The organism is Endobacterium panacihumi (assembly GCF_050847465.1).
Lineage (GTDB): Bacteria > Pseudomonadota > Alphaproteobacteria > Rhizobiales > Rhizobiaceae > Neorhizobium > Neorhizobium panacihumi.
The window spans coordinates 1,079,475-1,102,086 of the sequence record NZ_JBOZRA010000001.1; the positions used below are offsets into that span (position 1 = coordinate 1,079,475).

Consider the following 22,612-nt stretch of genomic DNA (forward strand, 5'->3'; position numbering starts at 1 on the left):
AGAGGTTTTGATGCCCTGGAGCAATCAGAATGGCGGCGGCCCCTGGGGGGGCGGCGGCGGAAATAATAACAACGGAAATAACCAAAGTGGTCCTTGGGGGCAGGGACCGAACCGCCCGCGCGGTGGCGGCGGCGGTGGAAACGGCGGCAATGGCGGCCCACCTGACCTGGAAGATTTGATCCGGCGTAGTCAGGATCGTCTGCGTGGCGTGATGCCCGGCGGCTTCAATGGTGGCATATTTGCCATTCTGGCGCTGGTGGTGGTCGCGTTTGTGGTGTTCCAGTCTTTCTACACGGTGCAGCCGAACGAGCGCGCCGTCGAATTGCGTTTCGGCGTGCCGAAGCAGGAAGTGTCCGGACAGGGTCTGCATTTCCACTTCTGGCCGATCGAAACGGTCGAGATCGTTCAGATCACAGAGCAGCAGCAGACGATCGGTGCGCGCGCAACTACGGCAAATTCGAATGCCGGCTGGATGCTGACGGGCGATACAAACATCGTCAACGTACAGTTTTCGGTGCTTTACACGATTACAGATCCGGTAGCCTATCTGTTCAAGCTCGAGACACCGTCTGAAACGCTTTCGCAGGTCGCCGACAGCGCCATGCGTGAAGTGGTCGGTCGTCGTCCTGCGCAGGATATCTTCCGTGATGACCGTGCCGGCATCTCGGTACAGGTGCTCAACATCATCCAGGATACGCTGAACCGTTATGGTGCGGGCATTACGATCAATGCCGTTCCGATCGAGGATGCATCGCCGCCGCGTGAAGTCGCCGATGCCTTCGAAGAAGTGCAGCGTGCCGAACAGGACGAGGACCGTCTTGTCGAGGAAGCCAACCGTTACGCCAACCAGAAGCTTGGTGGCGCACGCGGTCAGTCAGCGCAGGTTCGCGAAGAAGCAGCCGCTTACCGCGACCGTGTCGTCAACGAGGCGACGGGTGAAGCGCAGCGCTTCATCTCGATTTATGACCAGTACAAGAACGCGCCTGATGTAACCCGTCAGCGTCTCTTCCTGGAAACCATGGAGGGTGTTCTGAAGAACTCCAACAAGGTGATCATCGAGAATGGCCAGGGTGTCGTGCCCTATCTGCCGCTCAATGAACTCACAAGACAGCCGGCCGGTGCAACGGCCGCCGGGCAGCAGGGGGCAAACTGATGGTTTCGAACAAGTTGCCCGCTTTCCTGATCGCTTTTGGCGTTCTGCTTTTCATCCTCTATTCGTCGGTGTTCGTGGTCAATGAACGCGAGCAGGCGATCGTCATCCGCTTTGGTGAGATCCAGTCCGTGAAGTCGGAGCCGGGGATTTACTTCAAGCTGCCTTTCGCCATGGCGAATGTAGACCGTGTCGTTTACGTCGAAGACCGCGCCCTGCGTTTCGACCTCGACAATATCCGCGTTCAGGTTCGCGGCGGTGCCTTTTATGACGTCGATGCTTTTGTCGTCTATCGCATCGAGGACCCGCGTCTGTTCCTGCAGATGGCATCCGGCGAACGTGCCAATGCCGAACGCCTGTTGCGTACGCGTCTCGATGCAGGCCTGCGTCGTGTTTACGGTCTGCGCAGCTTCAATGCCGCACTTTCCGACGAGCGCGTGGCGATGATGACCGACGTGCATGAGGACCTGAACACCGCAGCGACCACGCTTGGCATCAAGATCCAGGACGTTCGTATTCGCCGGACCGACCTGACGCAGGATGTTTCGCGTCAGACCTTCGAGCGCATGAAGGCGGAACGTCTGGCTGAAGCCGAACTGATCCGCGCCCGTGGTAACGAAGAGGGCCAGCGCCGTCGTGCCGTCGCTGACCGTCAGGTCGTGGAACTGGTGTCGGGCGCGCAGCGTGATTCGGAAATCATCCGAGGCGAAGGCGATGCCGAGCGGAACCGTATCTTCGGCGAAGCTTTCACGCGCGATCAGGAATTCTTTGAATTCTATCGCTCGATGCAGGCCTACAGCACGTCGATGAGTGGCACGGGGACCACGATGGTTCTGTCTCCTGACTCGCAGTTCTTCCGGTTCTTCTCGAACCCGAACGGCAATTCCGCGCAGGGCCAGGGCCAGGGGCCGGTTCGCACTCTTCCGGCGGCTCCGGCCGCGGGTGGCCAGCCGACCGCGCCTGCCAACAACTGATGGCAGGGAAGTGATCATTGAAGGGGCGGCTTTCGGGCCGCCCCTTTCGTATGGGAAGTCTGTTCATGGGGATGGAGCGCGCTATCTCACGAAAAGGTAATTTCCCCGGTCTTCATTCCGCCTTATGCTTCTGTTCCAGATAAGTCGGGTTCTCAGCGAGGATATAGATGGCTCGTTCCTTTCGATCGTCCTTGAAACGGTCCGCAGCGGCAGGTGCCGCATTCGTCATGCTTTCAGGCGCAATCGCCACGCCATCGGCGGCATGGGCGCAAGCTCAAGCAGCACAGGTAAATTCGCCGCTCGCACCGCCGCCAGGCGCCGGACCGGCGTCGGTCGCAGACCTTGCTGAAGGCTTGCTCGATGCCGTGGTCAACATATCGACCTCGCAAAGCGTCAAGAATGATGGTGAAGGGCCGCAAAAGCCCGTCGTGCCTGAAGGGTCGCCCTTCCAGGAGTTTTTCAACGACTTTTTTGAAGGTGACGGTAAGGGGCAGGGCAACCGCAAGGTCAATTCGCTGGGGTCCGGCTTTGTCATCGATCCGGCCGGTTTCGTGGTCACCAACAACCATGTCATCGAGGGTGCCGACGATATCGAGGTGGTTTTCCCCAATGGCGACAAGCTGAAGGCAAAACTGATCGGTACCGACACCAAGACCGATCTTTCAGTACTGAAGGTTGAGCCGAAGGAGCCTCTCAAGGCTGTGCGTTTCGGCGATTCGCGAAAAATGAGGATCGGTGACTGGGTGATGGCCATCGGCAATCCGTTCGGCCTTGGCGGTTCTGTCACGCTCGGCATCATTTCTGCCCGCGGCCGTAACATCAATGCCGGTCCTTACGACAATTTCATCCAGACGGATGCGTCGATCAACAAGGGCAATTCCGGTGGTCCGCTGTTCAACACCAAGGGTGAAGTCATCGGTATCAACACGGCGATCATTTCGCCGAGCGGTGGCTCGATCGGTATTGGTTTTGCCGTGCCGACGGAACTCGCTGAAAACATCGTCAAGCAGTTGATCGAATTTGGCGAGACCCGTCGCGGCTGGCTCGGCGTGCGTATCCAGCCTGTCACGGATGATGTGTCGTCCAGTCTCGGGCTGAAGTCTGCTCAGGGCGCACTGGTCTCCGGCGTTATCAAGGGCGGGCCGGTCGATAACGGTAGCATCAAGGCCGGCGACGTCATCCTCAGCTTCGACGGCAAGCCGGTCAAGGAGATGCGCGACCTGCCGCTGGCCGTGGCCGAAAGCCCTGTGGGCAAGGAAGTCGACGTCGTCGTCATGCGCGACGGCAAGGAGCAGACCGTCAAGGTCACGCTCGGTCAACTGGAAGACAGTGCCGAGCCAGAGGAGAACGCCGGCCAGCCGGTCCTGCCGGAAGGCGAGGGCGAGGATATGGAACCGGACAATGACACGGCTGAAAACCAAGCGCCGGACGTAAAGCCGCCGGCCGATACGGATGCTGTTGCTCCCAGCAGCCTCGGTTTGGCGCTTTCGTCTCTGGGCGAAGACCAGCGCAAGAGTTTTGGCATCGGCGCTGCCGTCAATGGCGTGGTGATCACGGCTGTCGAACCGAACACGGCTGCTTCCGGAAAAGGCCTGAAGGCCGGTGAAGTCATCGTAGAGGTCGGTCAGGATCAGGTGAAGAGCCCGGAAGACGTGACCAAGCGCGTGCAGTCGCTGAAGAGCGAAGGGCGCCGTTTCGCCCACATGATGGTGTCAGGCGCCAATGGCGAACTGCGCATCGTGGCCGTGCCGCTGGAATAGTGATCTGGCGTTCGTTCGTTTGTTCAGCGTGTTAGGCAAAATCAGATCGGCAAGGAAACAAAGGCTTCTGGTCTTGGTTTCCGCCGTGACCCTGATGGCTGTACCACACTCGGCCTTGTCTCAAAATCAAGATGGGGCTGAGTTTACCGTTCGGTTTGGTGTTCTGTTTGAAAATGAAGAGCCTCTGGCAGGCAGTGTCACCTGTCGCGCGGACCGGACCTGCATGCTGTTTCAGCACGGCATGTTGCGGGCCGAAATTCTTGCTGGCGAAAAACCGCATCGCCGCACCGTTTTGAAAGAGCTGACCGTCAGCTGCTCCGGCGGTTGTTCGTTTGCGGGCGGGCGCTCAAAGCGTTCGTTTTCAACAGAACGGCAATTCGAGTTCTTCAAGGGCTCCGATTCCATGCAGATGCCTCTGGTGATGAAGCCAAGGCAGAAACTCGGCGAGATATTGCTGACCTTCCCGTGAGTATGCAGGCCCGCGCGGTCGCCAATCAGATGGCTTGCCTAGGGCGCCACAACTCCGCCGCTGCGGCATAAACCACATGGTGTTTCAGATGCGGATGCGTATCAGGCACGCGCGGATGCGTGAAATCCAGCCCTGGCTGGCGTTGCATGCCGATGCGCTCCATGACCGCCGTCGAGCGGCGGTTTTCCGCAACGGCAAAAGACACCACTGCCTTCATGCCGCGTTTCACCAGAGCGTCATCCAGCAAGGCCAGCGAGGCTTCCGTTACATAGCCATTGCTCCAGTAGCGGGTGGCGAGCCGCCAGCCGATCTCGACCATGCCATCGGGAAAGATTTCGGGGAGATTGGTGGGCGACAGGCCGCAAAACCCCATCGGTTCACCGGTCTCTTTCAACGCCATGGCGTAAAAACCGATGCCGGTATCGGTGATCATGCCGTTGAGCTTTTCGAGGACGGCGTCCGATTCCTCATAGGAGCGGCGGAAGGGAAAAAACTCCATGACCTTGGGATCGGCGTTGATCTCGCGGAAAAGATCGCGATCGGACGGCCGCCAGTTGCGGAGAATGAGGCGTTCGGTCTCCAGAATGATCACGTTCGCTTCCTGGCTCTGTTTTTGATCAGCCAACCGGTGCGAAATCGGTCTTGCGATAACCCTGGATGTAGAGAAGGGCAGTGAGGTCGCCATGGTCGATGCGCATCTTTGCCTGCGCCGCCACCGTCGGCTTGGCGTGAAGCGCCACACCCGAACCGGCGACGCCGAGCATGCCGAGATCGTTTGCACCATCGCCGACCGCCATTGCTTCTTCCGGCGTGATTTTGAGCTTTTCGGCAAGGTCGAGAAGCGCGTCGATCTTGGCCTGTTTGCCGAGGATGGGTTCGGCGACTTCACCGGTCAGTACGCCATCCTTTTCGACCAGAATGTTGGCGCGGTTCTCGTCGAAGCCAAGAGTGGCGGCAATGCGACTCGTAAAGACGGTAAAACCGCCGGAGACGAGGGCGCTGTAAAAGCCCTTGGCTTTCATCGTGGCGATCAGTTGCGGCCCGCCCGATGTCAGAGTGATACGTTTTGCGATGACTTCGTCCACAACAGTGATCGGCAGGCCTTTCAGAAGCGCGACACGCTCGCGCAGCGCCGGCTCGAATTCGATTTCACCGTTCATGGCGCGGGCAGTGATCGTCGCGACCTTGTCCTTCAGTCCGACTTCGGCGGCCAGTTCGTCGATGCATTCCTGGCCGATCATGGTCGAATCCATGTCGGCCAGCAGAAGTTTCTTGCGGCGTGTTTCCGCCTGCTGGATGACGAGATCGATCGGCTTGTCGCCGATAATTCCGCGCAACGCCGTTTCGACACTCGCCAGATCGGCATCATCGCGAAGCGCGAGATCGCAGGCGATTCCATCCGCCAGCCAGTACAGACCCGAGGCCTTGATCGTCTCGGCAGCCTGTTCGCCCAGCCCTGCGGTCAGAACGGGATTTGACGGATGGGCAATGAGCGTGGCAACGAAAGCCATGATGAACGACCTTGTGGACGATTTCGATGCGATCCTGATAACCGGGCCGACTGCCAGCGGCAAGTCGGCACTGGCGATCGCGCTTGCCAAAAAGCATGGCGGCGTGGTGATCAATGCCGACAGCATGCAGGTCTACGACACTTTACGGGTGCTGACGGCGCGACCGTCAGAAGAAGATATGGAAGGCGTGCCGCATCTGCTTTATGGGCATGTGCGGGCGTCGACCGTCTATTCCACCGGAGAATGGCTGCGGGATGTTGTCCGGATACTCGGAGATCTGAAACAGCATGGGCGGTTGCCTGTTCTCGTCGGCGGCACCGGCCTTTATTTCAAGGCACTGACCGGCGGCCTGTCGGACATGCCGGCAATCCCGGGTGAATTGCGCGAATCACTGCGTCAGCGGCTGGCTATGGAAGGGCCGGAAATCCTGCATGCCGAACTTTCGGCGCTCGATCCCGAAACGGCCAATCGACTTCAGACCAGGGATGGGCAGCGGATTTTGCGGGCGCTGGAAACGCATCTTCATACCGGCCGTTCCATCTCCGCATTTCAGGAGTTGCGCGGTCCTGTGATCATAGAGCCGAAGCGGGCGATAAAGATCGTGGTGCTGCCGGATCGGGCAGGTCTGCATGACCGGATCAATCGTCGCTTCGAGATCATGATGGCGACAGGCGCCATCGAAGAGGTTCAGGCGCTGCTCGCGCTTGATCCGGCAGCTGATCTGCCCGTGATGAAGGCGATCGGCGTGAACGAAATCGCCGAGATGCTGGAAGGGCGGATGAGCCCTGAGATGGTGATCGAGCGCGGTTCGGCGCTGACAAGGCAATATGCCAAGCGACAGATGACCTGGTTTCGCAACCAGATGGACGAAGGCTGGGAGCGCTGGCCGGGCCCGAATGGTCCCGCCGACGTAGGGTTGGGCGCCTGAGGCTGCGTCAGTCCTTGTCGTAAAGGCTGGTAAGCGGCTTTTTCAACAGGCTTTCGCGCAGCGAGCCGCCGCCTTCGGGCCGGCCGAATGTGGCACGCGTCTGATCATTGCGGCCAAACGAACCAAAGTCCGATCCGCCCTCGCGGCGGATTTCGGCAAACCGCGTTGCCCGTGGCGGCTCGGGTTCGCTCGGGGCGCGAGGCAGCATGTCCGGCCGGTAGGGCTCAAGGCCTTCGTTCGCCAGAGACGGACCATGCGCGGCGGAAGGCAGTTCCTCGGCGCGCATTTCGCTGGTCCAGCGGGCGAGTTCGGCATCGCTGGCGCCATCATCGTCCGCGTCATCGAGATAAGATTCGGCCTGGGAAAGCGAGAACGTCTGGGCGCTGACGCTGCGTTGGAAATTGCTGATGTCGGGGCCTGCGACGGAGCGCATGCGTGACACGACGGAGCGCAGATCGACCGTGTCGGGTGTTTCGTCATCCGCATGATGCGCGGCACTGACGCCGTTGGCCTTCGGCAGATGGTTCTGATCGACACGCGTAAAACGCATGCGCATCGGTACGCTGATGGCCTCACCGAAGGCGATGGCTTCGCCGTTGCCGATCGATGACAGGAAACTGGTTGTCGAGATCGACGAGTTCGGAATTGCCGAGCGAATGATGTCCTGGTCGCTGTCATTGGCAAGGCGCATCGCAAAAACGGTCGAGCACTGCGAGAGGATTGTCTGGTCGAGTTCGCCGGGGCGCTGCGTGATCACGCCCAGCGATACGCCATATTTGCGGCCTTCCTTGGCGATACGCGCGATGGCCTGACGGGTCGGCACGAAACCGAGTTCGCGATCGGCCGGCACATAACGGTGCGCTTCTTCGCAGACGACCAGCATATGAATGGCGCCATTGCTCCACAGCGCCAGTTCGAACGACATGCGGCAGAGGATGGACGCAACCGAGTTGACCACTTCCGACGGTATGCCTGCCAGCTGAAACGCGGAGATCGGCCTGTCTTCGCCGGGGATTCGGAAGATGTGCGCGATGGTCTCCATGATCGTGTCTTGGATCGTGTTGTTGGAGAACATGAAGTGGTAGCGCGGATCGTTGATCGCCGAGGTAACACGCATTTTCAGCGAGCGCAGAACCGGCTTTTCGCTGCGGCCCTCGAGGCGGCCGATGCGTTCATCGATCAGCGCCAGAAGGTCGGCCATGCGGTAAGGCACCGGCGTGTCGGCGGTAACCGAACTTTTTTCCGTCGTGCGGCGCATTAGCGAGTTCTCGCTGCCACGGAAGGCACGTTTCGCCTCCGGGATCAGGTCGCGCAGGATGTCGAGTTCTTCGGCAATTGGCGTGCGGCCGCGAAAGACGACCTCTGCGAATTCTTCGAGACGCATCAGCCAGAAGGGCAGGTCGAGCGTATCGGTATCGATGACGACCGCCTTTTCCGGGAAGGCGGCTGCGAATTCGTTATGCGGATCGAGGATCAGGACGCGCAGTTTCGGATCGGCTTCGATCGCCTTGTTGAGCAGCAGCGAAACGGCGGTCGATTTACCCACGCCGGTGGAGCCGACGACGGCAAAATGTTTCGACAGCATCGAAGGGATGTGGATCGTCGCGTCGATCGCTTCATCCTGCGTCAGCTTGCCAATGACGCAGCTTTCGCTTTGTCCGGTGTCATAGATGCGTACGAGGTCGGCTGCGCGGATGCGGTGGGCAATGGCGCCGAGATAAGGGTAGCGGGAGATACCACGCGAAAATTCCTCACGGCCATCCGGGCTGACGCGGACTTCACCCAAAAGTTCGACTTCGATGCGGAATTCGTTATCGGCGCCGTCGATCCACTCGTTTTTGTCGGTCGACATCGAATAGGAGATGGCAACAACACGATTTGTGCCGACGCTGATCGAGATCAGGCGGCCGACGGACCACAGTTCCGTAAGGCTGGTTTCGCCGTCTTCAGCAACTGCAGCAATGGTGGCATGGGCACCGTTACAGGCGACAACACGTCCGAGCAGTCGGTTGCCCGGCCTGTCGCCGTCGCGCCGCTCCTGCTCGCCGGCCGTCATCGCTTTCTGAAAGTCACTGTTACGCACTACTTGGCCCCTATTCTCTGGGTCGGGCTGAAACGAACGAGAAAATACTTATGGGGCAAGCCCCTTTAATCTTGGGGGACTTTAGCGCAGGCGGCTTAATAAGGCGTTTCAATAAGTTGTCGCATGCAATCGGTCTGTCTCATCTTGCATGGCAGGGAGACTGCCGATTTTTCAGGGTTTGCGCGTTGACGGGCGGCAGGTTTGCCGTTAACACTCCCTTCCATGAAAAATTCGATCGCTCTTATTGTGGTGGGAACGCGCATGGGCAGGATGGTGTAACCATCCGGCGACAGCCACCCATGCGCGGAAAGACAGGCTCCTGAAGGGGCCTTTTTTTATGCCTTGTTTCCGGTGATCAAACTCAAGCAAAACGATCGGAAGCAAAAAACTCCAGCAGCAATCCCGGCCATTGCAGATATAAAAGGCCAGACCCAGGAGGACAGGACATGACGGATACGGCGGATAACGGCAACCGAATGACAGGCGCCGAAATCGTGCTTCGCGCTTTGAAGGACAACGGCGTCGAACATATTTTCGGTTATCCCGGTGGCGCCGTGCTTCCGATCTATGACGAGATCTTCCAGCAGGAAGACATTCAGCACATTCTCGTCCGTCATGAACAGGGGGCCGGCCATGCGGCCGAAGGATATGCCCGTTCCACCGGCAAGGTCGGCGTCATGCTCGTCACCTCCGGGCCCGGCGCGACCAACGCGGTAACGCCGCTGCAGGATGCGCTGATGGACAGCATTCCGCTGGTCTGCCTGACCGGGCAGGTGCCGACCACGCTGATCGGCTCGGATGCGTTTCAGGAAGCCGATACGGTCGGCATCACGCGGCCCTGCACCAAGCACAACTGGCTGGTGAAGAACGTCGATGACCTGGCTGGCATCATCCACGAAGCCTTCCGTATCGCCCAGAGCGGCCGTCCGGGTCCTGTCGTCGTCGACATTCCGAAGGACATTCAGTTCGCCACCGGCACCTATGTGCCGCCGTCGGAAGCAACGGTTTCCAAGAGCTACAAGCCGAAGGTCAACGGCGATCTCAACGCCATCCAGGCTGCCGTCGAGCTGATGGCGACGGCGCGTCGGCCGGTCCTTTATACGGGCGGCGGCGTCATCAATGCCGGCCCGGAAGCATCGAAACTGCTGCGCGAACTGGTCGAACTGACCGATTTCCCGATCACCTCGACATTGATGGGGCTGGGCGCCTATCCGGCCTCGGGCAAGAACTGGCTTGGCATGCTGGGCATGCACGGCTCCTACGAAGCCAATCTGGCCATGCATGACTGTGACGTGATGGTCTGCATCGGCGCGCGTTTCGATGACCGCATTACCGGTCGCCTGAATGCGTTTTCGCCGAATTCACGCAAGGTTCATATCGATATCGATCCCTCTTCGATCAACAAGAATGTCCGTGTCGATGTTCCGATCATCGGTGATGTCGGCCATGTTCTGGAAGACATGGTTCGTTTGTGGCGCGCCCTGCCGAAAAAGCCTGAAAAGGCCCAAACGGCCGACTGGTGGTCCTCCATCGAGACATGGCGGGCAAAAAAGTCGTTCTCCTACAAGAATTCGAACGACGTCATCATGCCGCAATATGCGCTGGAGCGTCTGGCCGAAGCCACCAAGGGCCGTGATACCTACATCACCACGGAAGTTGGTCAGCACCAGATGTGGGCCGCGCAGTTCTTCGGTTTTGAAGAGCCAAACCACTGGATGACATCGGGCGGTCTCGGCACGATGGGTTACGGCCTGCCGGCAGCACTCGGCGTGCAGGTGGCACATCCGGAAGCTCTGGTTATCGATATCGCCGGCGATGCCTCGATCCAGATGTGCATCCAGGAAATGTCCTGTGCCATCCAGCATAACCTGCCGGTCAAGATCTTCATCCTGAACAACCAGTATATGGGCATGGTGCGCCAGTGGCAGCAATTGCTGCACGGCAACCGGCTGTCGAACTCCTACACCGAAGCCATGCCGGATTTCGTCAAGCTGGCGGAGGCCTATGGTGCCGTCGGCATGTATTGCGACGATCCCAAGGAACTGGATGGCAAGATCGCCGAAATGATTGCTGTGAATGCTCCGGTCATCTTCGATTGCCGTGTTGCCAATCTCGCCAACTGCTTCCCGATGATCCCGTCCGGCAAGGCCCATAACGAGATGCTGTTGCCGGAGGATGCGACGGATGACGCGGTTGCCACCGCGATCGATGCGAAGGGCCGCCAGCTCGTTTGATACGGGCTGGCATTCCAGACGAAATCTTGAAGGAAACGGACCCAGATCATGAACGCACATCAGCAACCGACCGGCTCGGCCTATTTCATCAGCCCGGAGACCGCCAAGGTCGAAAGCCATACGCTGTCTGTTCTCGTCACCAATGAACCGGGCGTGCTTGCCCGCGTCATCGGCCTTTTTTCCGGTCGTGGATACAATATCGAAAGTCTCACCGTTTCGGAGACGGAACACGAATCGCACCTTTCGCGCATTACTATCGTCACCAACGGCACGCCGCTGGTGCTGGAACAGATCAAGGCGCAACTGGAGCGCATCGTGCCGGTCCACCGTGTCGTCGATCTGACGGTGCGCGCTGGGCAGTTGGGCCAGGAGCGCCCGATCGAACGAGAAGTGGCGCTGATCAAGGTGGCGGGTGCCGGTGAAAGCCGTGCAGAAGCGCTGCGTCTTGCCGATGCGTTTCAGGCCAAGGTGGTGGACGCGACTGTCGGTCACTTCATCTTCGAGATCACCGGAAAATCGTCGAAGATCGACCAGTTCGTGGCGGTCGTGAAACCGCTCGGTCTGATCGAGGTTTGCCGCACCGGCATCGCGGCGATGAACCGCGGTGCCCAGGGTATGTAATATCGCTGTATGACAGGTTCTGCTAAGGTGGAACTTGTCTCATCGACGGAATGAAACTGTGTTCAGACGCATTCTTTATTTGATTCTACTTTGCCAGCTTTTTACCTTTTCACCCGCTTTTGCGGAAATGAACGAGGGGGATGCCGCTTATGCTGCAGGCGATTACAGCAAAGCGCATGAGATTTGGTTGATCTCGGCTGAAAAAGGAGATCCTGATGCCCAGGTGTCCCTCGGCACATTTTATGCTGCTGGCTTGGGTGTTGAGCAAAATTTTGACGAAGCTGCCAAGTGGTACAGGCGGGCTGCAGATCAGAACTCACCCGCGGGCCTATATTTTCTCGGCATGATGCATTTTACCGGAAAAGGCGTGAAGGAAGATTTGATCGCTGCGACGCAATTCATCGGACGCGCATCGGATGCCGGTTTCGAACCGGCAAAGGCTGCTGTTTCGATGTATCGGTTTATGGGCCTCGATATGCCGGGGACGGGGCTGGATCTGGACAAACCGTTAACGGCCGAAGAGAAGGCAGTTATGCAAAAGCTGAAAAGCAGCGTGAGCAAAAACGGCCAATAACGCCCCTCAGAGCATTTCCAGCGGCCGTGCCTTGGTCGGGGCCGGGAAGATGGCGTTCAGCTTCTGCCATTCGTCGTCCAGCAGGCGCAGGGCCAGCGCCCTGACATTTTCCTCGACATGTGCCTTGTTCGATGCTTTCGGGATGGCGATCACACCAAAATGCTGGAGCACGAAGGCCAACGCCACTTGCGCCGGCGTGGCCTGATGCGCATTGGCGATCTCGATCAGGTCTGGGTGATGAGCGAGGCGGCCTTGCTCGATCGGCGAATAGGCCATGATCGGGATACCGTTGCTGACACACCAGGGCATCAGATCGTATTCGATGCCTCGGCGTCCGATATTGTACAGAACCTGATTGACGGCGCATCGATCGCCATGCGGCACGGAAAACAGTTCCTTCATGTCGTCGGTATCGAAATTCGAGACGCCCCAGTTGCCGATCTTGCCCTGTTTGACAAGTGTCTTGAAACCATCGACCGTTTCGGCAAGCGGGTGGCTGCCGCGCCAATGCAGGAGATAGAGGTCGATGCGGTCCGTGCGCATGCGTCGCAAGCTGCGTTCACAAGCTGCGATGACCCCATCTCGGCTGGCATTTTGCGGATAGACCTTCGAGACGACAAACACGTCGTGCCTGCGCCCCTTGATAGCCTCGCCAACCATCTCTTCCGAACCGCCGTCGCCATACATTTCCGCCGTATCGATCAGTGTCATTCCGAGATCGATGGCATGGCGCAGCGCAGCGACTTCGCCCACGCGATACCGGGCGTTTTCGCCCATGTTCCAGGTGCCGGCCCCGAGCGTCGGGACGGCGGTGCCGTCGGGCAGGGAAACAGTAGGGTTGAGAATTTTGGGCGCGTCGGACATGGAGGGCTTCCGCTTTTTCTATCACATAGACATGGTGTCGGTGGCAGACATTTCCAGAGAAAGAATGCGGACGCCGACAGTGCCAGATCATATTGCGCTGCAAAACCGTCGCTTCGAAACGATGCAAATCAAGAGATTGGATTTTTTCCGGTCTCATAAATCCTTTCGACTGGCAAAGGAGGCGATTGCGGCTAAGTTTTGCCTCAGTCGAATCGAGGAGTGTCTCATGAGCCAGCCGGTGCGGATCGGAAATGACTGTCTGACGGTCGAAGTTTCACCACTTGGCGCCGAGATGCAGAGCCTTAAGACCAGGGATGGTCGGGATTGGCTATGGAACGGAAATAGCGAATATTGGACAGGCCGCTCGCCGATCCTGTTTCCGATCGTCGGCAAGGCGCCGGACGATCATGTCGAGATCGATGGGCACGTTTATCCGATGGCGCAGCATGGCTTTGCCCGCCGCACAACGTTCGATCTAAAGGCTTCGACGCCATCCATGTGCCGTTTCGAGCTGTCTGCCTCGGACGTGACGCATGCCGTATACCCGTTCGATTTCCTGTTGGCCGTCGAGCATTCCGTCGAGGGCAGCAAACTGACGGTGGCTGCAGAAGTGGAAAACCGGGGCACAGCCGACATGCCGTTCGGACTTGGTTTCCATCCGGCCTTTCTCTGGCCGCTGCCGGGTGCCGAAAGTAAGCCGCATCAGGTCGTGCTCGACAACGCCGGTGAGCCGGCGCTGTCGCGGTTGGAAGGTGGGCTCATTCCAACGACATTGATGGATTCGCCCTTCAAGTCGGGGCGCCTGACGGTGCAGCATTCGATGTTCGAGGCGGATGCGATGATCTTTCCGCAGGGAGCCGGCGACGGCCTGACCTATGGTGTCGAAGGCGGGCCGAAATTGCACTTCACCTTCGAGAACCTGCCGAACCTGGCGCTGTGGCAGAAGGTCGGCGCACCTTTCCTCTGTATCGAGCCATGGCATGGCATGGCTGCCAAGGCCGGTGCGGGGCTGGAACTGGCAGCGCGTCCGTCCACCACCGTTCTGGAGCCTGGCGGCAAAGCGCGCTTTGCTTTCACGGTCGAGTTGCCCGCCTGATATTGATTTTCGTCAACTGGGCGAGGGGCTGTCCCCGCCCATTTGATCCTCTTTCGTTCTTTTCTGTTGCTTTGGCTGTCCGAATCCTGCCAAGTCGCGGCCATGCAGTTTGCTCCGCAACAGGATGAGGCCCTCAAGGCCGTTTCCGACTGGTTGAAAGCCGGTCGCACGCCGGTTTTCCGGCTGTTCGGTTATGCCGGTACCGGCAAGACGACGCTTGCCAAACATTTTGCTGAGCATGTGGATGGTGACGTGTTGTTTGCGGCCTTTACAGGCAAGGCGGCGCAGGTTTTGCGCTCGCGCGGCGCCAGCAATGCCAAGACGATCCATTCGCTGATCTATCGCCCGCGCGGCGAAGAGGCTGTTGAGGACGAGGATACCGGCAAGACCTCGATCGCGCCGATGTTTTCCATCAACCGCCAGAGCCCGGTTGCCAAGGCGGCGCTTATTGTCATCGATGAATGTTCCATGGTGGACGAGGCGCTTGGCCGCGACCTGATGAGTTTTGGCACGCCCATTCTCGTGCTTGGCGATCCCGGCCAGTTGCCGCCGGTATCCGGTGGTGGTTTCTTCACCGAACAGGAGCCGGATTACCTGCTGACCGATATCCATCGTCAGGCGCGTGACAATCCGATCATCCAGCTTGCCATGGAAATCCGTGAGGGCAAGGAGATCATGTATGGCGATTACGGTACCGCCAAGGTGATTTCCCGTAACGAAGTCAATCAGGATCTGGTGCTGGAAGCCGATCAGGTTCTGGTCGGCACCAACAAGACACGCAAACGCTACAATCAGCGTCTTCGCCAGCTCAAGGGTTTTACCGCCGACTATCCGCAATCCGGTGACAAGCTGGTCTGCCTGCGCAATGATCAGGTCAAGGGCCTGCTCAACGGTTCGCTATGGCAGGTCATGAGTTCGTCGCGCGAAACGGTGAAGCCCGGCATCAACCTGATGATCCGACCTGAAGACGACGACATGGATCGCGGCGCGGCCAAGATCAAGCTTCTGAAACAGTCGTTCGAGACCGAGGAAGAAATTCCGTGGGCGACGCGCAAGCGGTATGACGAGTTCGATTACGGTTATGCGCTTACGGTGCACAAGGCGCAGGGCTCGCAATGGAACAATGTCGTTCTGTTCGACGAAAGCTGGGCCTTTCGCGATACCCGCGAGCGCTGGCTCTATACGGCAGTTACCCGCGCCGCCGAGACGCTGACCATCGTCCGATAAGAGATCAGTTGGGCAGCATGCCCGACAGGATCGCTTTTGCCGCCGCCTGATATCGGTTGGCGGCATCGAGCTTGGTCATGATCGCATCCTCCAATTTCTGCAGCTCGCCGCTGCATATGCCGAGTGCAAGTGCAAGACCGCCGCCCTTGTAGCCTTCCGTCATCAGGCCAAGGCAGCGTTTTTCAATATCCGAAAGGCGGGCCGGAGGCTCCGTTGTCGATGCTGCGGACATGGTTTCCTCCTCGCTCGTCATGAGGGTGCGAATCTGGGTGATTTTTCGTGTGATCAGCGACAGTTCGGCCACCAGCTGGCGGCGATGTGCAGCAACACAGTCCTGAAACAGCTTGTCGGCTTCCGCTTGAGATCGGCTTAAGCCAAGCTGCTCCATCAAATCCTGAATGACGACGAGCGGCATGCCGATTTCGCGGCAGGTGTTGATTACCATCATGCGCATCACGCAGGCCTTATCATAGACGCGCATTGTGCCGGTGCGCTCAGGCACGAGCAGGTTTTTCTCCTCGTAGAAATGCAGCGTGCGATGCGTCACGCCGAACAGATCGGCCATGTCGGCGATCGGCAGCGGGTGAGGCGGCAGCGAATCGATGCCCGTCAGACGTGGCAGAAAACCGGCCGTATAGGCTGGCAGATGGGTCGGCGCCGATACGGTGCCGAAAAGATCGAAATTCTCTCGCATGATACTCCTTCGTCGCGCGAGACTGGCACCGGTTTTCTAAACTGGTGCCCTTCAATCCCTCCCTGCTTGTCTCCGAATCACCGGAGCCGCAGCTTTTATGAGCAGATGGTGACATTTTCACCATCCGTGGTGAATTCTCACTCTCCATCCATAATAAGTTGTATTTTCTGTTTTCTACGCGCAGCTATCGAGGCAAGACGAAACGGATTTTTTGGGAAAATCATTGTGTGTGACAGCGGATGGCTTAAAGCTCGCAAACATCAAATGCCTTCATGACCGTGCCTTGGGGACGCCTGCTTATGCCGACCACGCTTTCCGTCAACGTCAATGCCATCGCCATGTTGCGCAATCGCCGCGATCTGCCGTGGCCGAGTCTGGAGCATCTGGGTCGTATTGCGCTGCAGGCGGGGGCGAGTGGGTTGACCGTGCATCCGCGTCCGGATCAGCGGCATATCCGCTTTTCCGATCTGCCGGTATTGCGCGCCTTGATCGATGACGAGTTTCCGCAGGCCGAGTTCAATATCGAGGGATATCCAAGCGAGGATTTCCTGGCTTTGTGCGAATGCACCGAGCCCGAGCAGGTGACTTTGGTTCCCGACGATCCGGCTCAGGCAACGTCCGACCACGGGTTTGATTTTCGCGCCGATCAGGAAATGCTCAAGCGGGTTGTCGGTCGATTGAAAAACAAGGGAATGCGGGTGTCGTTGTTTGCCGATGGCGACGGCGACGTTGAAGCCGTCCGGCTGGCCAAGGCCACCGGCGCGGATCGTATTGAACTCTATACGGGCCCTTATGGCGGTTGTTACGACGATCCGGCGGCTGGCGCGGTTATCCTCGAAAAGCTCGGTCTCACGGCCGACGCAGCCTTCGCTGAAGGCCTTGGCGTCAATGCGGGCCACGATCTGACGGTCGCAAACCTTCCGGCGCTGGTGAAGCGTATCCCAAAGCTTGCCGAAGTCTCGATCGGACATGGGCTTACCGCCGATGCGCTGGAATACGGAATGGCGGAAACGGTGCGTCGCTTCCGGCGCGCTTGCGGGCAGACAATCTGACGCAGTTTTAAAATTGACGATTATCAGTAAATAACCATATTGCGTCGCAGCATCCATACTACGATGCATTTCTCCGGAAGGATTGGTTGTGACTGAACATCGTGTTGTCGTCGTTGGCGGTGGCTTTGCAGGCCTGCAGCTTGTGCATTCCCTCAAAGGCGCGCCCGTCAAGATCACTCTTGTCGACCGACGGAATCATCACCTTTTCCAGCCGCTGCTTTATCAGGTTGCGACGACCGTGCTTGCTACCTCCGAGATCGCATGGCCGATCCGGCGGCTGTATCGCAACCGTCCCGACGTGACGACGTTGCTGGATGAAGTTCTCGGCGTCGATCGTGCCAGCCGTACGGTGCAGCTGAAATCCGGCGAGGTGCTGGAATATGATACGCTGGTGCTCGCGACCGGTGCCCGTCACGCCTATTTCGGCCGTGACGACTGGGAGAGTGTGGCCCCCGGCCTGAAGACGCTTGAGGATGCTACCACGTTGCGTCGCCGTGTGCTTCTGGCCTTCGAGCGCGCCGAGCTGACCAACCGGACTGCTGAGCTTGATGCGCAGCTGACCTTCGCGATTATCGGTGCCGGTCCGACCGGTGTCGAAATGGCCGGCATGATCGCCGAACTGGCGCATCAGGTCCTGCCGCCGGAATTCCGCAAGATCGATACCAAGCGCACGCGTGTGCTGCTGGTCGAGGCCGGTCCGCGCGTGCTTCCGGCGTTTTCCGAAGACCTGTCGGCCTATGCCAAGTCGGCGCTGGAAAAGCTCGGCGTGGAAGTGCTGACCGGCAAGCCGGTGACCGCGATCACCGAAGAGGGCGTGACGATCGGCGACACCTTCGTGCCGGCGCGCACCGTGATGTGGGCAGCGGGTGTCCAGGCATCCCCGGCAGCAAAATGGCTGGGCATCGAGGCTGACCGGGCAGGCCGCGCCGTTGTCGGACCCGATCTTGCGATTGCCGATGATCCGAACATCTTTGTTCTCGGTGATACGGCGTTGGTGATGCAGGACGGCAAGCCGGTGCCGGGCATTGCGCCCGCTGCCAAGCAGCAGGGCGCATACGTGGCCAAGCTCCTGCACGCGCGCCTAACAGGCAAACCTGTTCCGGCGCCCTTCCGCTATCGTCATCAGGGCAGCCTCGCGACGATCGGTCGTCGTGCTGCCGTTATCGATTTCGGCAAGATCAAGCTCAAGGGCGGTCTTGCCTGGTGGATCTGGGGGCTCGCCCACATCTACTTCCTGATCGGCACGCGTTCGCGTCTCGCGGTCGCCTGGAGCTGGATGTGGACACATATGTCCGGCCTGCACAGCGCCCGGTTGATTACCCAGAAAGAAACACTGAAGGATGAGTCCTGACGGTTTCGCTTGAATCATGATCATGACAACGGCCGCCGCGACATGCACGGCGGCCGTTTTCGTTGAATGGCTTGCGTGCCGGATATCAGCCAACCAAGGCGGCGCGGTTCTCCTCGAAGAAGGCCTGCAGCGATTGCGGTTCGCGGCCGGTCAACGTCTTGAAGTCACCGGTGACGATATTGAAATTGCCGGCCGCGACATTGGCGTCGGCGGAGGCCAGCATGCGGACGACGAAATCCGGCAGGCCGGCGGCTGCCATGCCGGCGGCAAGCTGTTCACCGTTGACCTGCACCACTTCCAGCGGCTTTCCGGCGGCCTTGGAAATGATGTCGGCGATCTGGTCGGCGTTGAGCGAAACCGCACCGGTGAGGGTAAGCGTCTGGTTGCCGGTTGGCGGGTTGGCGAGCGCTGATGCAGCGGCGCGGGCGCAATCGTCACGCGAGATGTTGGCGACCTTGCCTTCGCCCGTCGCGGTGAACCATTTTCCGCCTTCCAGATTGTGCGGCATGCTCATCAGGTAATTGTCGTGGTACCAGGCGTTGCGCAGGATGGTGTAGCTGAGGCCGCTGGCCTTGATGGCTTCCTCGGTGCCGAGATGGTCGGGTGCAAAACTGACCAGCGATTTGTCCGGGTTCGGCATCGACGTGTATAACGCATGGCCGACGCCGGCCTTTTTGGCGGCGTTGACGGCATTGGTGTGCTGCTGCAGACGGGCGCCGGGCACGGCCAGTTCATCCGTCGAAATGATCAGTACGCGGTCGATGCCGGCAAAGGCGGCTTCGAGCCCGGCCACGTCGGTAAAATCGGCCTTTCGCGTCTCAACGCCAAGATCGGCCAGATCGGCAAGCCTGGACGTGTCGCGGCTGGCGGCGACGATATCGGATGCGGAAACTTTTGCGGTTTCGAGAAGATGCCGGATGACGGCGCGGCCGAGTTTGCCGTTTGCGCCGGTGACGAGAAGTTTGGCCATGAGTATTTCCTTGATCCCTTGTGTCTTCCAGGATGGAAGATATGTCGCTCTCAAAAAGAGACTAGGGATAGAATAGGAATTGACGGAAAACTGTAAAGAAGGCAGTTTTCCGGGAGATCGTTACCAAAAGGGAACCACCTCATGAACACCAATGTCCGCATTCCACAATTTGCCGGCAAGGAATGCGACATGTCCAACTGGGATGCCGGCAATTGCCCGGTGCGTGACGTCATCAACCAGATTTCCGGCAAGTGGTCGACGCTGCTTTTGCAGGCGCTGGCGGGTCGCCCCTATCGTTTCGGCGAGTTGCGGCGTCTGGTGCCGGATATTTCGCAGCGCATGCTGACCCAGACTTTGCGCGAGTTGCAGCGAGACGGTTATATCGATCGCGAGGTTTTTCCGACGAAGCCACCGAGCGTGGAATATCGCATGACCGATCTCGGCATGTCATTGTTCCTGCCGCTGTCGCAGGTTCTCGACTGGGCGCAGGCGAACCACGCGGCGGTCAAGGCTGCGCGGGTCAAATTTGACGCCGAGGCGTAAGCTTTTCCGGTTCGTTTGAACGCGAAGCTGCTCCCCTCTCCATTTCGATGAATTTCTTGCGTGCATCCTCTTGACGGCGCAATAAGTCGCAAGTACGAAGAACCGTACCGTACGGTACTTATTCCGTACGCCGTCTTTGTGAGGAGCAGATCGTGCCCGCTGACACCGCCGCATCGGCAAAGTTTACGCCGCGCCAGAGCGCCGTTCTGGCCGAGGCACTGCGTCTTCTCGTCGAAGGTGGAGACAAGGCTCTGACGACTTCGGGTCTGGCGCGCGCCGCCAACTGTTCCAAGGAAAGCCTGTATAAATGGTTCGGAGATCGTGATGGCCTTTTGGCCGCGATGATCTCGTTCCAGCAGAGCAAGGTGCGCACCGCTGACCGCAGCGGGGAGCGACTGAGCGCCGAGGCATTGCAGGATCACCTTGAAACCTTTGCCCGCGACCTGCTGGAGGTTCTGGCCGGTGACGTGTCGCTGGCGTTGAACCGCCTGGCAATCGGGCAGTCCAGCCGCGACGGTTCCAAGCTCGGCAAATTGCTGCTGGAGCATGGCCGCCGGGAGATCGATCGACGGGCGAGGGCGCTGATCGACGCAGGCAAGCGCTCGGGTCTGTTGCGCTTCAATGATGCCGACGAGGCTTATCACACATTTTACGGTCTGGTGGTGTCCGATCTGCATGTGCGCATGCTGCTTGGAGAGCCCGGCCTCAAGGATAGCGGCCGGCAGGCGCAGAAGGCGGTCGAAGCCTTCATTGCCCTGCACGGCACGCAGAAGGATACCGCGGAGGCCGTGCGCGCCTCCTCGGCGCGATAAACCAGTAACATGCCGCATCCGTTGACGGGGCGGCAAAACATACCACTCGCATAGGGAAGGAATTTTAGGATGCGCGTTTATTACGATCGTGATGCCGACATCAACCTCATCAAGTCCAAGAAGGTCGCCATCATCGGCTACGGTTCTCAGGGCCGCGCCCACGCGCTGAACCTGAAGGATTCCGGCGCCCAGAACATGGCGATCGCCCTCAAGGCTGGCTCCGCCACCGCCAAGAAGGCCGAAGCCGACGGTTTTAAGGTCATGACGGTAGCCGAAGCTGCCGCCTGGGCCGACCTGATGATGATGGCAACGCCTGACGAACTGCAGGCCGACATCTACCGCGACGAAATCGCCGCCAACATCCGCGACGGCGCCACCATCGCATTCGCCCACGGCCTCAACGTGCATTTCGGCCTGATCGAGCCGAAGGCTTCGATCGACGTCGTCATGATTGCCCCGAAGGGCCCTGGCCACACGGTGCGCGGCGAATACCAGAAGGGTGGCGGCGTTCCCTGCCTCGTTGCCATCCACCAGAACGCTTCGGGCAACGCGCTTGATCTCGCGCTCTCCTACGCCTGCGGCGTTGGCGGCGGTCGTTCGGGCATTATCGAGACCACGTTCAAGGAAGAGTGCGAAACCGACCTTTTCGGTGAACAGGTTGTTCTCTGCGGCGGTCTGGTCGAGCTGATCCGCGCCGGCTTCGAAACGCTGGTCGAAGGCGGTTACGCCCCGGAAATGGCCTATTTCGAGTGCCTGCACGAAGTGAAGCTGATCGTCGACCTGATCTATGAAGGCGGCATCGCCAACATGAATTACTCGATCTCGAACACCGCCGAGTGGGGCGAATACGTCACCGGCCCGCGCATCATCACTGCCGAAACCAAGGCTGAAATGAAGCGCGTTCTGACCGACATTCAGACCGGTAAGTTCACCTCGGACTGGATGCAGGAATACCGCGCCGGCGGCGCTCGCTTCAAGGGTATCCGTCGCAACAACGACAGCCACCAGATCGAGGAAGTCGGCACCAAGCTGCGTGCCATGATGCCGTGGATCGGCAAGAACAAGCTGGTGGACAAGACCGTCAACTAAGCGGCTCATGTCTGGCCTTAAGGCTATGACGATTTGAAAGAATGGGCCGCGCAAGGAAATTCCCTGCGCGGCCCGTTCCGTTTCAGCCCTTGGGCGGAACGACACCCTTGGTCAGCAGGAAGCAGCCGTAAAAACGGGTTTCACCGGTGGTGATGACGCAATAGGCCTGTTTGGCATTTTCGTAGAAGGCAAATCGCTCGATCCCGTACATCGGGGCGGATTGCCCCTCGGCTGCATCGATTTCCGTCTGCACTTCCTGCTGGATCTCGGGAATGGTTTCTGGGTCACCCATGATTTCCATGCGTCCGACCGATGGCTGCAGCGGCGTGTCGAGAGGAAAGATGGAGAGAATGGCCTGCATGGCGCGGGCGGCCGTTACGTTGTCGATCCGCAGCACCTTGCCGAGCACCGTCTGGCGGGCGATCGAATCGGATGGGAAATTGGTGTCCGCAAGAACGAGCGTATCGCCATGCCCCATCGATCTCAGCGCATGAAGCACATCGGCATTGAGGGCAGGGTCCAGGTTTTTCAGCATGATCTTCCTCCTTGATCATAAGCAGGTCCGTGGTGACATACTTCCTGCCGACTGAGAAGATAACGATAGCGGCTA

General features: G+C 59.1%; 22 protein-coding genes. 15 read left to right on the forward strand and 7 right to left on the reverse strand.

Annotated features, from left to right (window positions below; all coding sequences use genetic code 11):
* Window positions 1–10 precede the first annotated feature (10 nt).
* From hflK to ACRQ1B_RS05345, 4 genes are all read left to right on the forward strand, one after another.
* Window positions 11–1,153 carry an FtsH protease activity modulator HflK gene (hflK, locus tag ACRQ1B_RS05330; RefSeq protein ID WP_432292612.1) on the forward strand — a complete coding sequence of 381 codons (1,143 nt, stop codon included), beginning with the start codon at window positions 11–13 and terminating at the stop codon, window positions 1,151–1,153.
* Window positions 1,153–2,124 carry a protease modulator HflC gene (gene hflC, locus ACRQ1B_RS05335; RefSeq protein WP_432292613.1) on the forward strand — a complete coding sequence of 324 codons (972 nt, stop codon included), beginning with the start codon at window positions 1,153–1,155 and terminating at the stop codon, window positions 2,122–2,124. The genes hflK and hflC overlap by 1 nt, the downstream gene beginning before the upstream one ends.
* A gap of 167 nt (window positions 2,125–2,291) precedes the next feature.
* Window positions 2,292–3,884 carry a Do family serine endopeptidase gene (locus ACRQ1B_RS05340; RefSeq protein ID WP_432292614.1) on the forward strand — a complete coding sequence of 531 codons (1,593 nt, stop codon included), beginning with the start codon at window positions 2,292–2,294 and terminating at the stop codon, window positions 3,882–3,884.
* Window positions 3,885–3,957: 73 nt separating this feature from the next.
* Entirely contained in the window at window positions 3,958–4,353 is a 396-nt protein-coding gene (locus ACRQ1B_RS05345; RefSeq protein ID WP_432292615.1) for a hypothetical protein, read from the forward strand.
* Window positions 4,354–4,378: 25 nt separating this feature from the next.
* Here ACRQ1B_RS05345 and ACRQ1B_RS05350 read toward each other — a convergent pair whose 3' ends face one another.
* Together ACRQ1B_RS05350 and serB are read right to left on the reverse strand one after the other, a co-directional pair.
* Complete coding sequence (locus ACRQ1B_RS05350; protein ID WP_432292616.1) at window positions 4,379–4,945, reverse strand: GNAT family N-acetyltransferase; 567 nt, start codon at window positions 4,943–4,945, stop codon at window positions 4,379–4,381.
* Window positions 4,946–4,970: 25 nt separating this feature from the next.
* The gene (gene serB / locus ACRQ1B_RS05355; RefSeq protein WP_432292617.1) at window positions 4,971–5,864 is read right to left on the reverse strand and encodes a phosphoserine phosphatase SerB; all 894 of its coding nucleotides are present in this window, start codon (window positions 5,862–5,864) and stop codon (window positions 4,971–4,973) included.
* On the opposite strand from serB, the gene miaA reads away from it, so the two are divergent.
* Window positions 5,863–6,792 (forward strand): tRNA (adenosine(37)-N6)-dimethylallyltransferase MiaA, encoded by a 930-nt coding sequence (miaA, locus tag ACRQ1B_RS05360; RefSeq protein ID WP_432293816.1) that lies wholly within the window; start codon window positions 5,863–5,865, stop codon window positions 6,790–6,792. The genes serB and miaA overlap by 2 nt on opposite strands.
* A gap of 7 nt (window positions 6,793–6,799) precedes the next feature.
* Here the strand turns inward: miaA and ACRQ1B_RS05365 are convergent, their stop codons facing one another.
* Entirely contained in the window at window positions 6,800–8,848 is a 2,049-nt protein-coding gene (locus ACRQ1B_RS05365; protein WP_432293817.1) for an ATP-binding protein, read from the reverse strand.
* A gap of 473 nt (window positions 8,849–9,321) precedes the next feature.
* On the opposite strand from ACRQ1B_RS05365, the gene ACRQ1B_RS05370 reads away from it, so the two are divergent.
* From ACRQ1B_RS05370 to ACRQ1B_RS05380, 3 genes are read left to right on the forward strand one after another with little or no spacing between them, the layout of a single operon-like run.
* Entirely contained in the window at window positions 9,322–11,109 is a 1,788-nt protein-coding gene (locus ACRQ1B_RS05370; protein ID WP_432292618.1) for an acetolactate synthase 3 large subunit, read from the forward strand.
* A gap of 48 nt (window positions 11,110–11,157) precedes the next feature.
* Window positions 11,158–11,730, forward strand: coding sequence for an acetolactate synthase small subunit (gene ilvN / locus ACRQ1B_RS05375; RefSeq protein WP_432292619.1), 573 nt, complete (start codon window positions 11,158–11,160; stop codon window positions 11,728–11,730).
* Between the two features lie 58 nt (window positions 11,731–11,788).
* The gene (locus tag ACRQ1B_RS05380; protein WP_432292620.1) at window positions 11,789–12,304 is read left to right on the forward strand and encodes a tetratricopeptide repeat protein; all 516 of its coding nucleotides are present in this window, start codon (window positions 11,789–11,791) and stop codon (window positions 12,302–12,304) included.
* A gap of 6 nt (window positions 12,305–12,310) precedes the next feature.
* Here the strand turns inward: ACRQ1B_RS05380 and ACRQ1B_RS05385 are convergent, their stop codons facing one another.
* Window positions 12,311–13,168, reverse strand: coding sequence for an aldo/keto reductase (locus ACRQ1B_RS05385; protein ID WP_432292621.1), 858 nt, complete (start codon window positions 13,166–13,168; stop codon window positions 12,311–12,313).
* Between the two features lie 226 nt (window positions 13,169–13,394).
* Between ACRQ1B_RS05385 and ACRQ1B_RS05390 the strand changes: the two genes are divergently transcribed.
* Both ACRQ1B_RS05390 and ACRQ1B_RS05395 read left to right on the forward strand, forming a co-directional pair.
* Complete coding sequence (locus ACRQ1B_RS05390) at window positions 13,395–14,264, forward strand: aldose 1-epimerase family protein (RefSeq protein WP_432292622.1); 870 nt, start codon at window positions 13,395–13,397, stop codon at window positions 14,262–14,264.
* Window positions 14,265–14,366: 102 nt separating this feature from the next.
* A complete protein-coding gene (locus ACRQ1B_RS05395) occupies window positions 14,367–15,491 on the forward strand; it encodes an ATP-dependent DNA helicase (RefSeq protein ID WP_432292623.1) in 1,125 nt (374 codons plus the stop codon).
* Window positions 15,492–15,495: 4 nt separating this feature from the next.
* Here ACRQ1B_RS05395 and ACRQ1B_RS05400 read toward each other — a convergent pair whose 3' ends face one another.
* A complete protein-coding gene (locus ACRQ1B_RS05400) occupies window positions 15,496–16,185 on the reverse strand; it encodes a MerR family transcriptional regulator (RefSeq protein WP_432292624.1) in 690 nt (229 codons plus the stop codon).
* A 299-nt stretch (window positions 16,186–16,484) separates the two neighbouring features.
* Here ACRQ1B_RS05400 and ACRQ1B_RS05405 point away from each other — a divergent pair, with 299 nt between their 5' ends.
* Both ACRQ1B_RS05405 and ACRQ1B_RS05410 read left to right on the forward strand, forming a co-directional pair.
* Window positions 16,485–17,237 (forward strand): pyridoxine 5'-phosphate synthase, encoded by a 753-nt coding sequence (locus ACRQ1B_RS05405; RefSeq protein ID WP_432292625.1) that lies wholly within the window; start codon window positions 16,485–16,487, stop codon window positions 17,235–17,237.
* A gap of 88 nt (window positions 17,238–17,325) precedes the next feature.
* Window positions 17,326–18,588, forward strand: a complete 1,263-nt coding sequence (locus ACRQ1B_RS05410; RefSeq protein ID WP_432292626.1) for an NAD(P)/FAD-dependent oxidoreductase — start codon at window positions 17,326–17,328, stop codon at window positions 18,586–18,588.
* Between the two features lie 85 nt (window positions 18,589–18,673).
* Here ACRQ1B_RS05410 and ACRQ1B_RS05415 read toward each other — a convergent pair whose 3' ends face one another.
* Complete coding sequence (locus ACRQ1B_RS05415; protein ID WP_432292627.1) at window positions 18,674–19,558, reverse strand: SDR family oxidoreductase; 885 nt, start codon at window positions 19,556–19,558, stop codon at window positions 18,674–18,676.
* A 141-nt stretch (window positions 19,559–19,699) separates the two neighbouring features.
* Between ACRQ1B_RS05415 and ACRQ1B_RS05420 the strand changes: the two genes are divergently transcribed.
* From ACRQ1B_RS05420 to ilvC, 3 genes are all read left to right on the forward strand, one after another.
* Window positions 19,700–20,101 (forward strand): winged helix-turn-helix transcriptional regulator, encoded by a 402-nt coding sequence (locus ACRQ1B_RS05420; RefSeq protein ID WP_432292628.1) that lies wholly within the window; start codon window positions 19,700–19,702, stop codon window positions 20,099–20,101.
* A gap of 152 nt (window positions 20,102–20,253) precedes the next feature.
* A complete protein-coding gene (locus ACRQ1B_RS05425) occupies window positions 20,254–20,913 on the forward strand; it encodes a TetR/AcrR family transcriptional regulator (protein WP_432292629.1) in 660 nt (219 codons plus the stop codon).
* A 69-nt stretch (window positions 20,914–20,982) separates the two neighbouring features.
* Window positions 20,983–22,002: a ketol-acid reductoisomerase gene (gene ilvC / locus ACRQ1B_RS05430; RefSeq protein WP_432292630.1), complete on the forward strand. Its 1,020-nt coding sequence runs from the start codon at window positions 20,983–20,985 to the stop codon at window positions 22,000–22,002.
* Window positions 22,003–22,084: 82 nt separating this feature from the next.
* On the opposite strand, the gene ACRQ1B_RS05435 is transcribed toward ilvC, so the two are convergent.
* A complete protein-coding gene (locus ACRQ1B_RS05435) occupies window positions 22,085–22,537 on the reverse strand; it encodes an RbsD/FucU family protein (RefSeq protein ID WP_432292631.1) in 453 nt (150 codons plus the stop codon).
* Window positions 22,538–22,612: the final 75 nt, after the last annotated feature.

Coding starts and splice junctions, on each gene's coding strand:
- hflK (WP_432292612.1), top strand. CDS start 11: ATGCCCTGGAGCAATCAGAATGGCGGCGGCCCCTGGGGGGGCGGCGGC.
- hflC (WP_432292613.1), top strand. CDS start 1,153: ATGGTTTCGAACAAGTTGCCCGCTTTCCTGATCGCTTTTGGCGTTCTG.
- ACRQ1B_RS05340 (WP_432292614.1), top strand. CDS start 2,292: ATGGCTCGTTCCTTTCGATCGTCCTTGAAACGGTCCGCAGCGGCAGGT.
- miaA (WP_432293816.1), top strand. CDS start 5,863: ATGATGAACGACCTTGTGGACGATTTCGATGCGATCCTGATAACCGGG.
- serB (WP_432292617.1), bottom strand. CDS start 5,864: ATGGCTTTCGTTGCCACGCTCATTGCCCATCCGTCAAATCCCGTTCTG.
- ACRQ1B_RS05365 (WP_432293817.1), bottom strand. CDS start 8,848: ATGACGGCCGGCGAGCAGGAGCGGCGCGACGGCGACAGGCCGGGCAAC.
- ACRQ1B_RS05370 (WP_432292618.1), top strand. CDS start 9,322: ATGACGGATACGGCGGATAACGGCAACCGAATGACAGGCGCCGAAATC.
- ilvN (WP_432292619.1), top strand. CDS start 11,158: ATGAACGCACATCAGCAACCGACCGGCTCGGCCTATTTCATCAGCCCG.
- ACRQ1B_RS05385 (WP_432292621.1), bottom strand. CDS start 13,168: ATGTCCGACGCGCCCAAAATTCTCAACCCTACTGTTTCCCTGCCCGAC.
- ACRQ1B_RS05390 (WP_432292622.1), top strand. CDS start 13,395: ATGAGCCAGCCGGTGCGGATCGGAAATGACTGTCTGACGGTCGAAGTT.
- ACRQ1B_RS05395 (WP_432292623.1), top strand. CDS start 14,367: ATGCAGTTTGCTCCGCAACAGGATGAGGCCCTCAAGGCCGTTTCCGAC.
- ACRQ1B_RS05400 (WP_432292624.1), bottom strand. CDS start 16,185: ATGCGAGAGAATTTCGATCTTTTCGGCACCGTATCGGCGCCGACCCAT.
- ACRQ1B_RS05405 (WP_432292625.1), top strand. CDS start 16,485: ATGCCGACCACGCTTTCCGTCAACGTCAATGCCATCGCCATGTTGCGC.
- ACRQ1B_RS05415 (WP_432292627.1), bottom strand. CDS start 19,558: ATGGCCAAACTTCTCGTCACCGGCGCAAACGGCAAACTCGGCCGCGCC.
- ACRQ1B_RS05420 (WP_432292628.1), top strand. CDS start 19,700: ATGAACACCAATGTCCGCATTCCACAATTTGCCGGCAAGGAATGCGAC.
- ilvC (WP_432292630.1), top strand. CDS start 20,983: ATGCGCGTTTATTACGATCGTGATGCCGACATCAACCTCATCAAGTCC.
- ACRQ1B_RS05435 (WP_432292631.1), bottom strand. CDS start 22,537: ATGCTGAAAAACCTGGACCCTGCCCTCAATGCCGATGTGCTTCATGCG.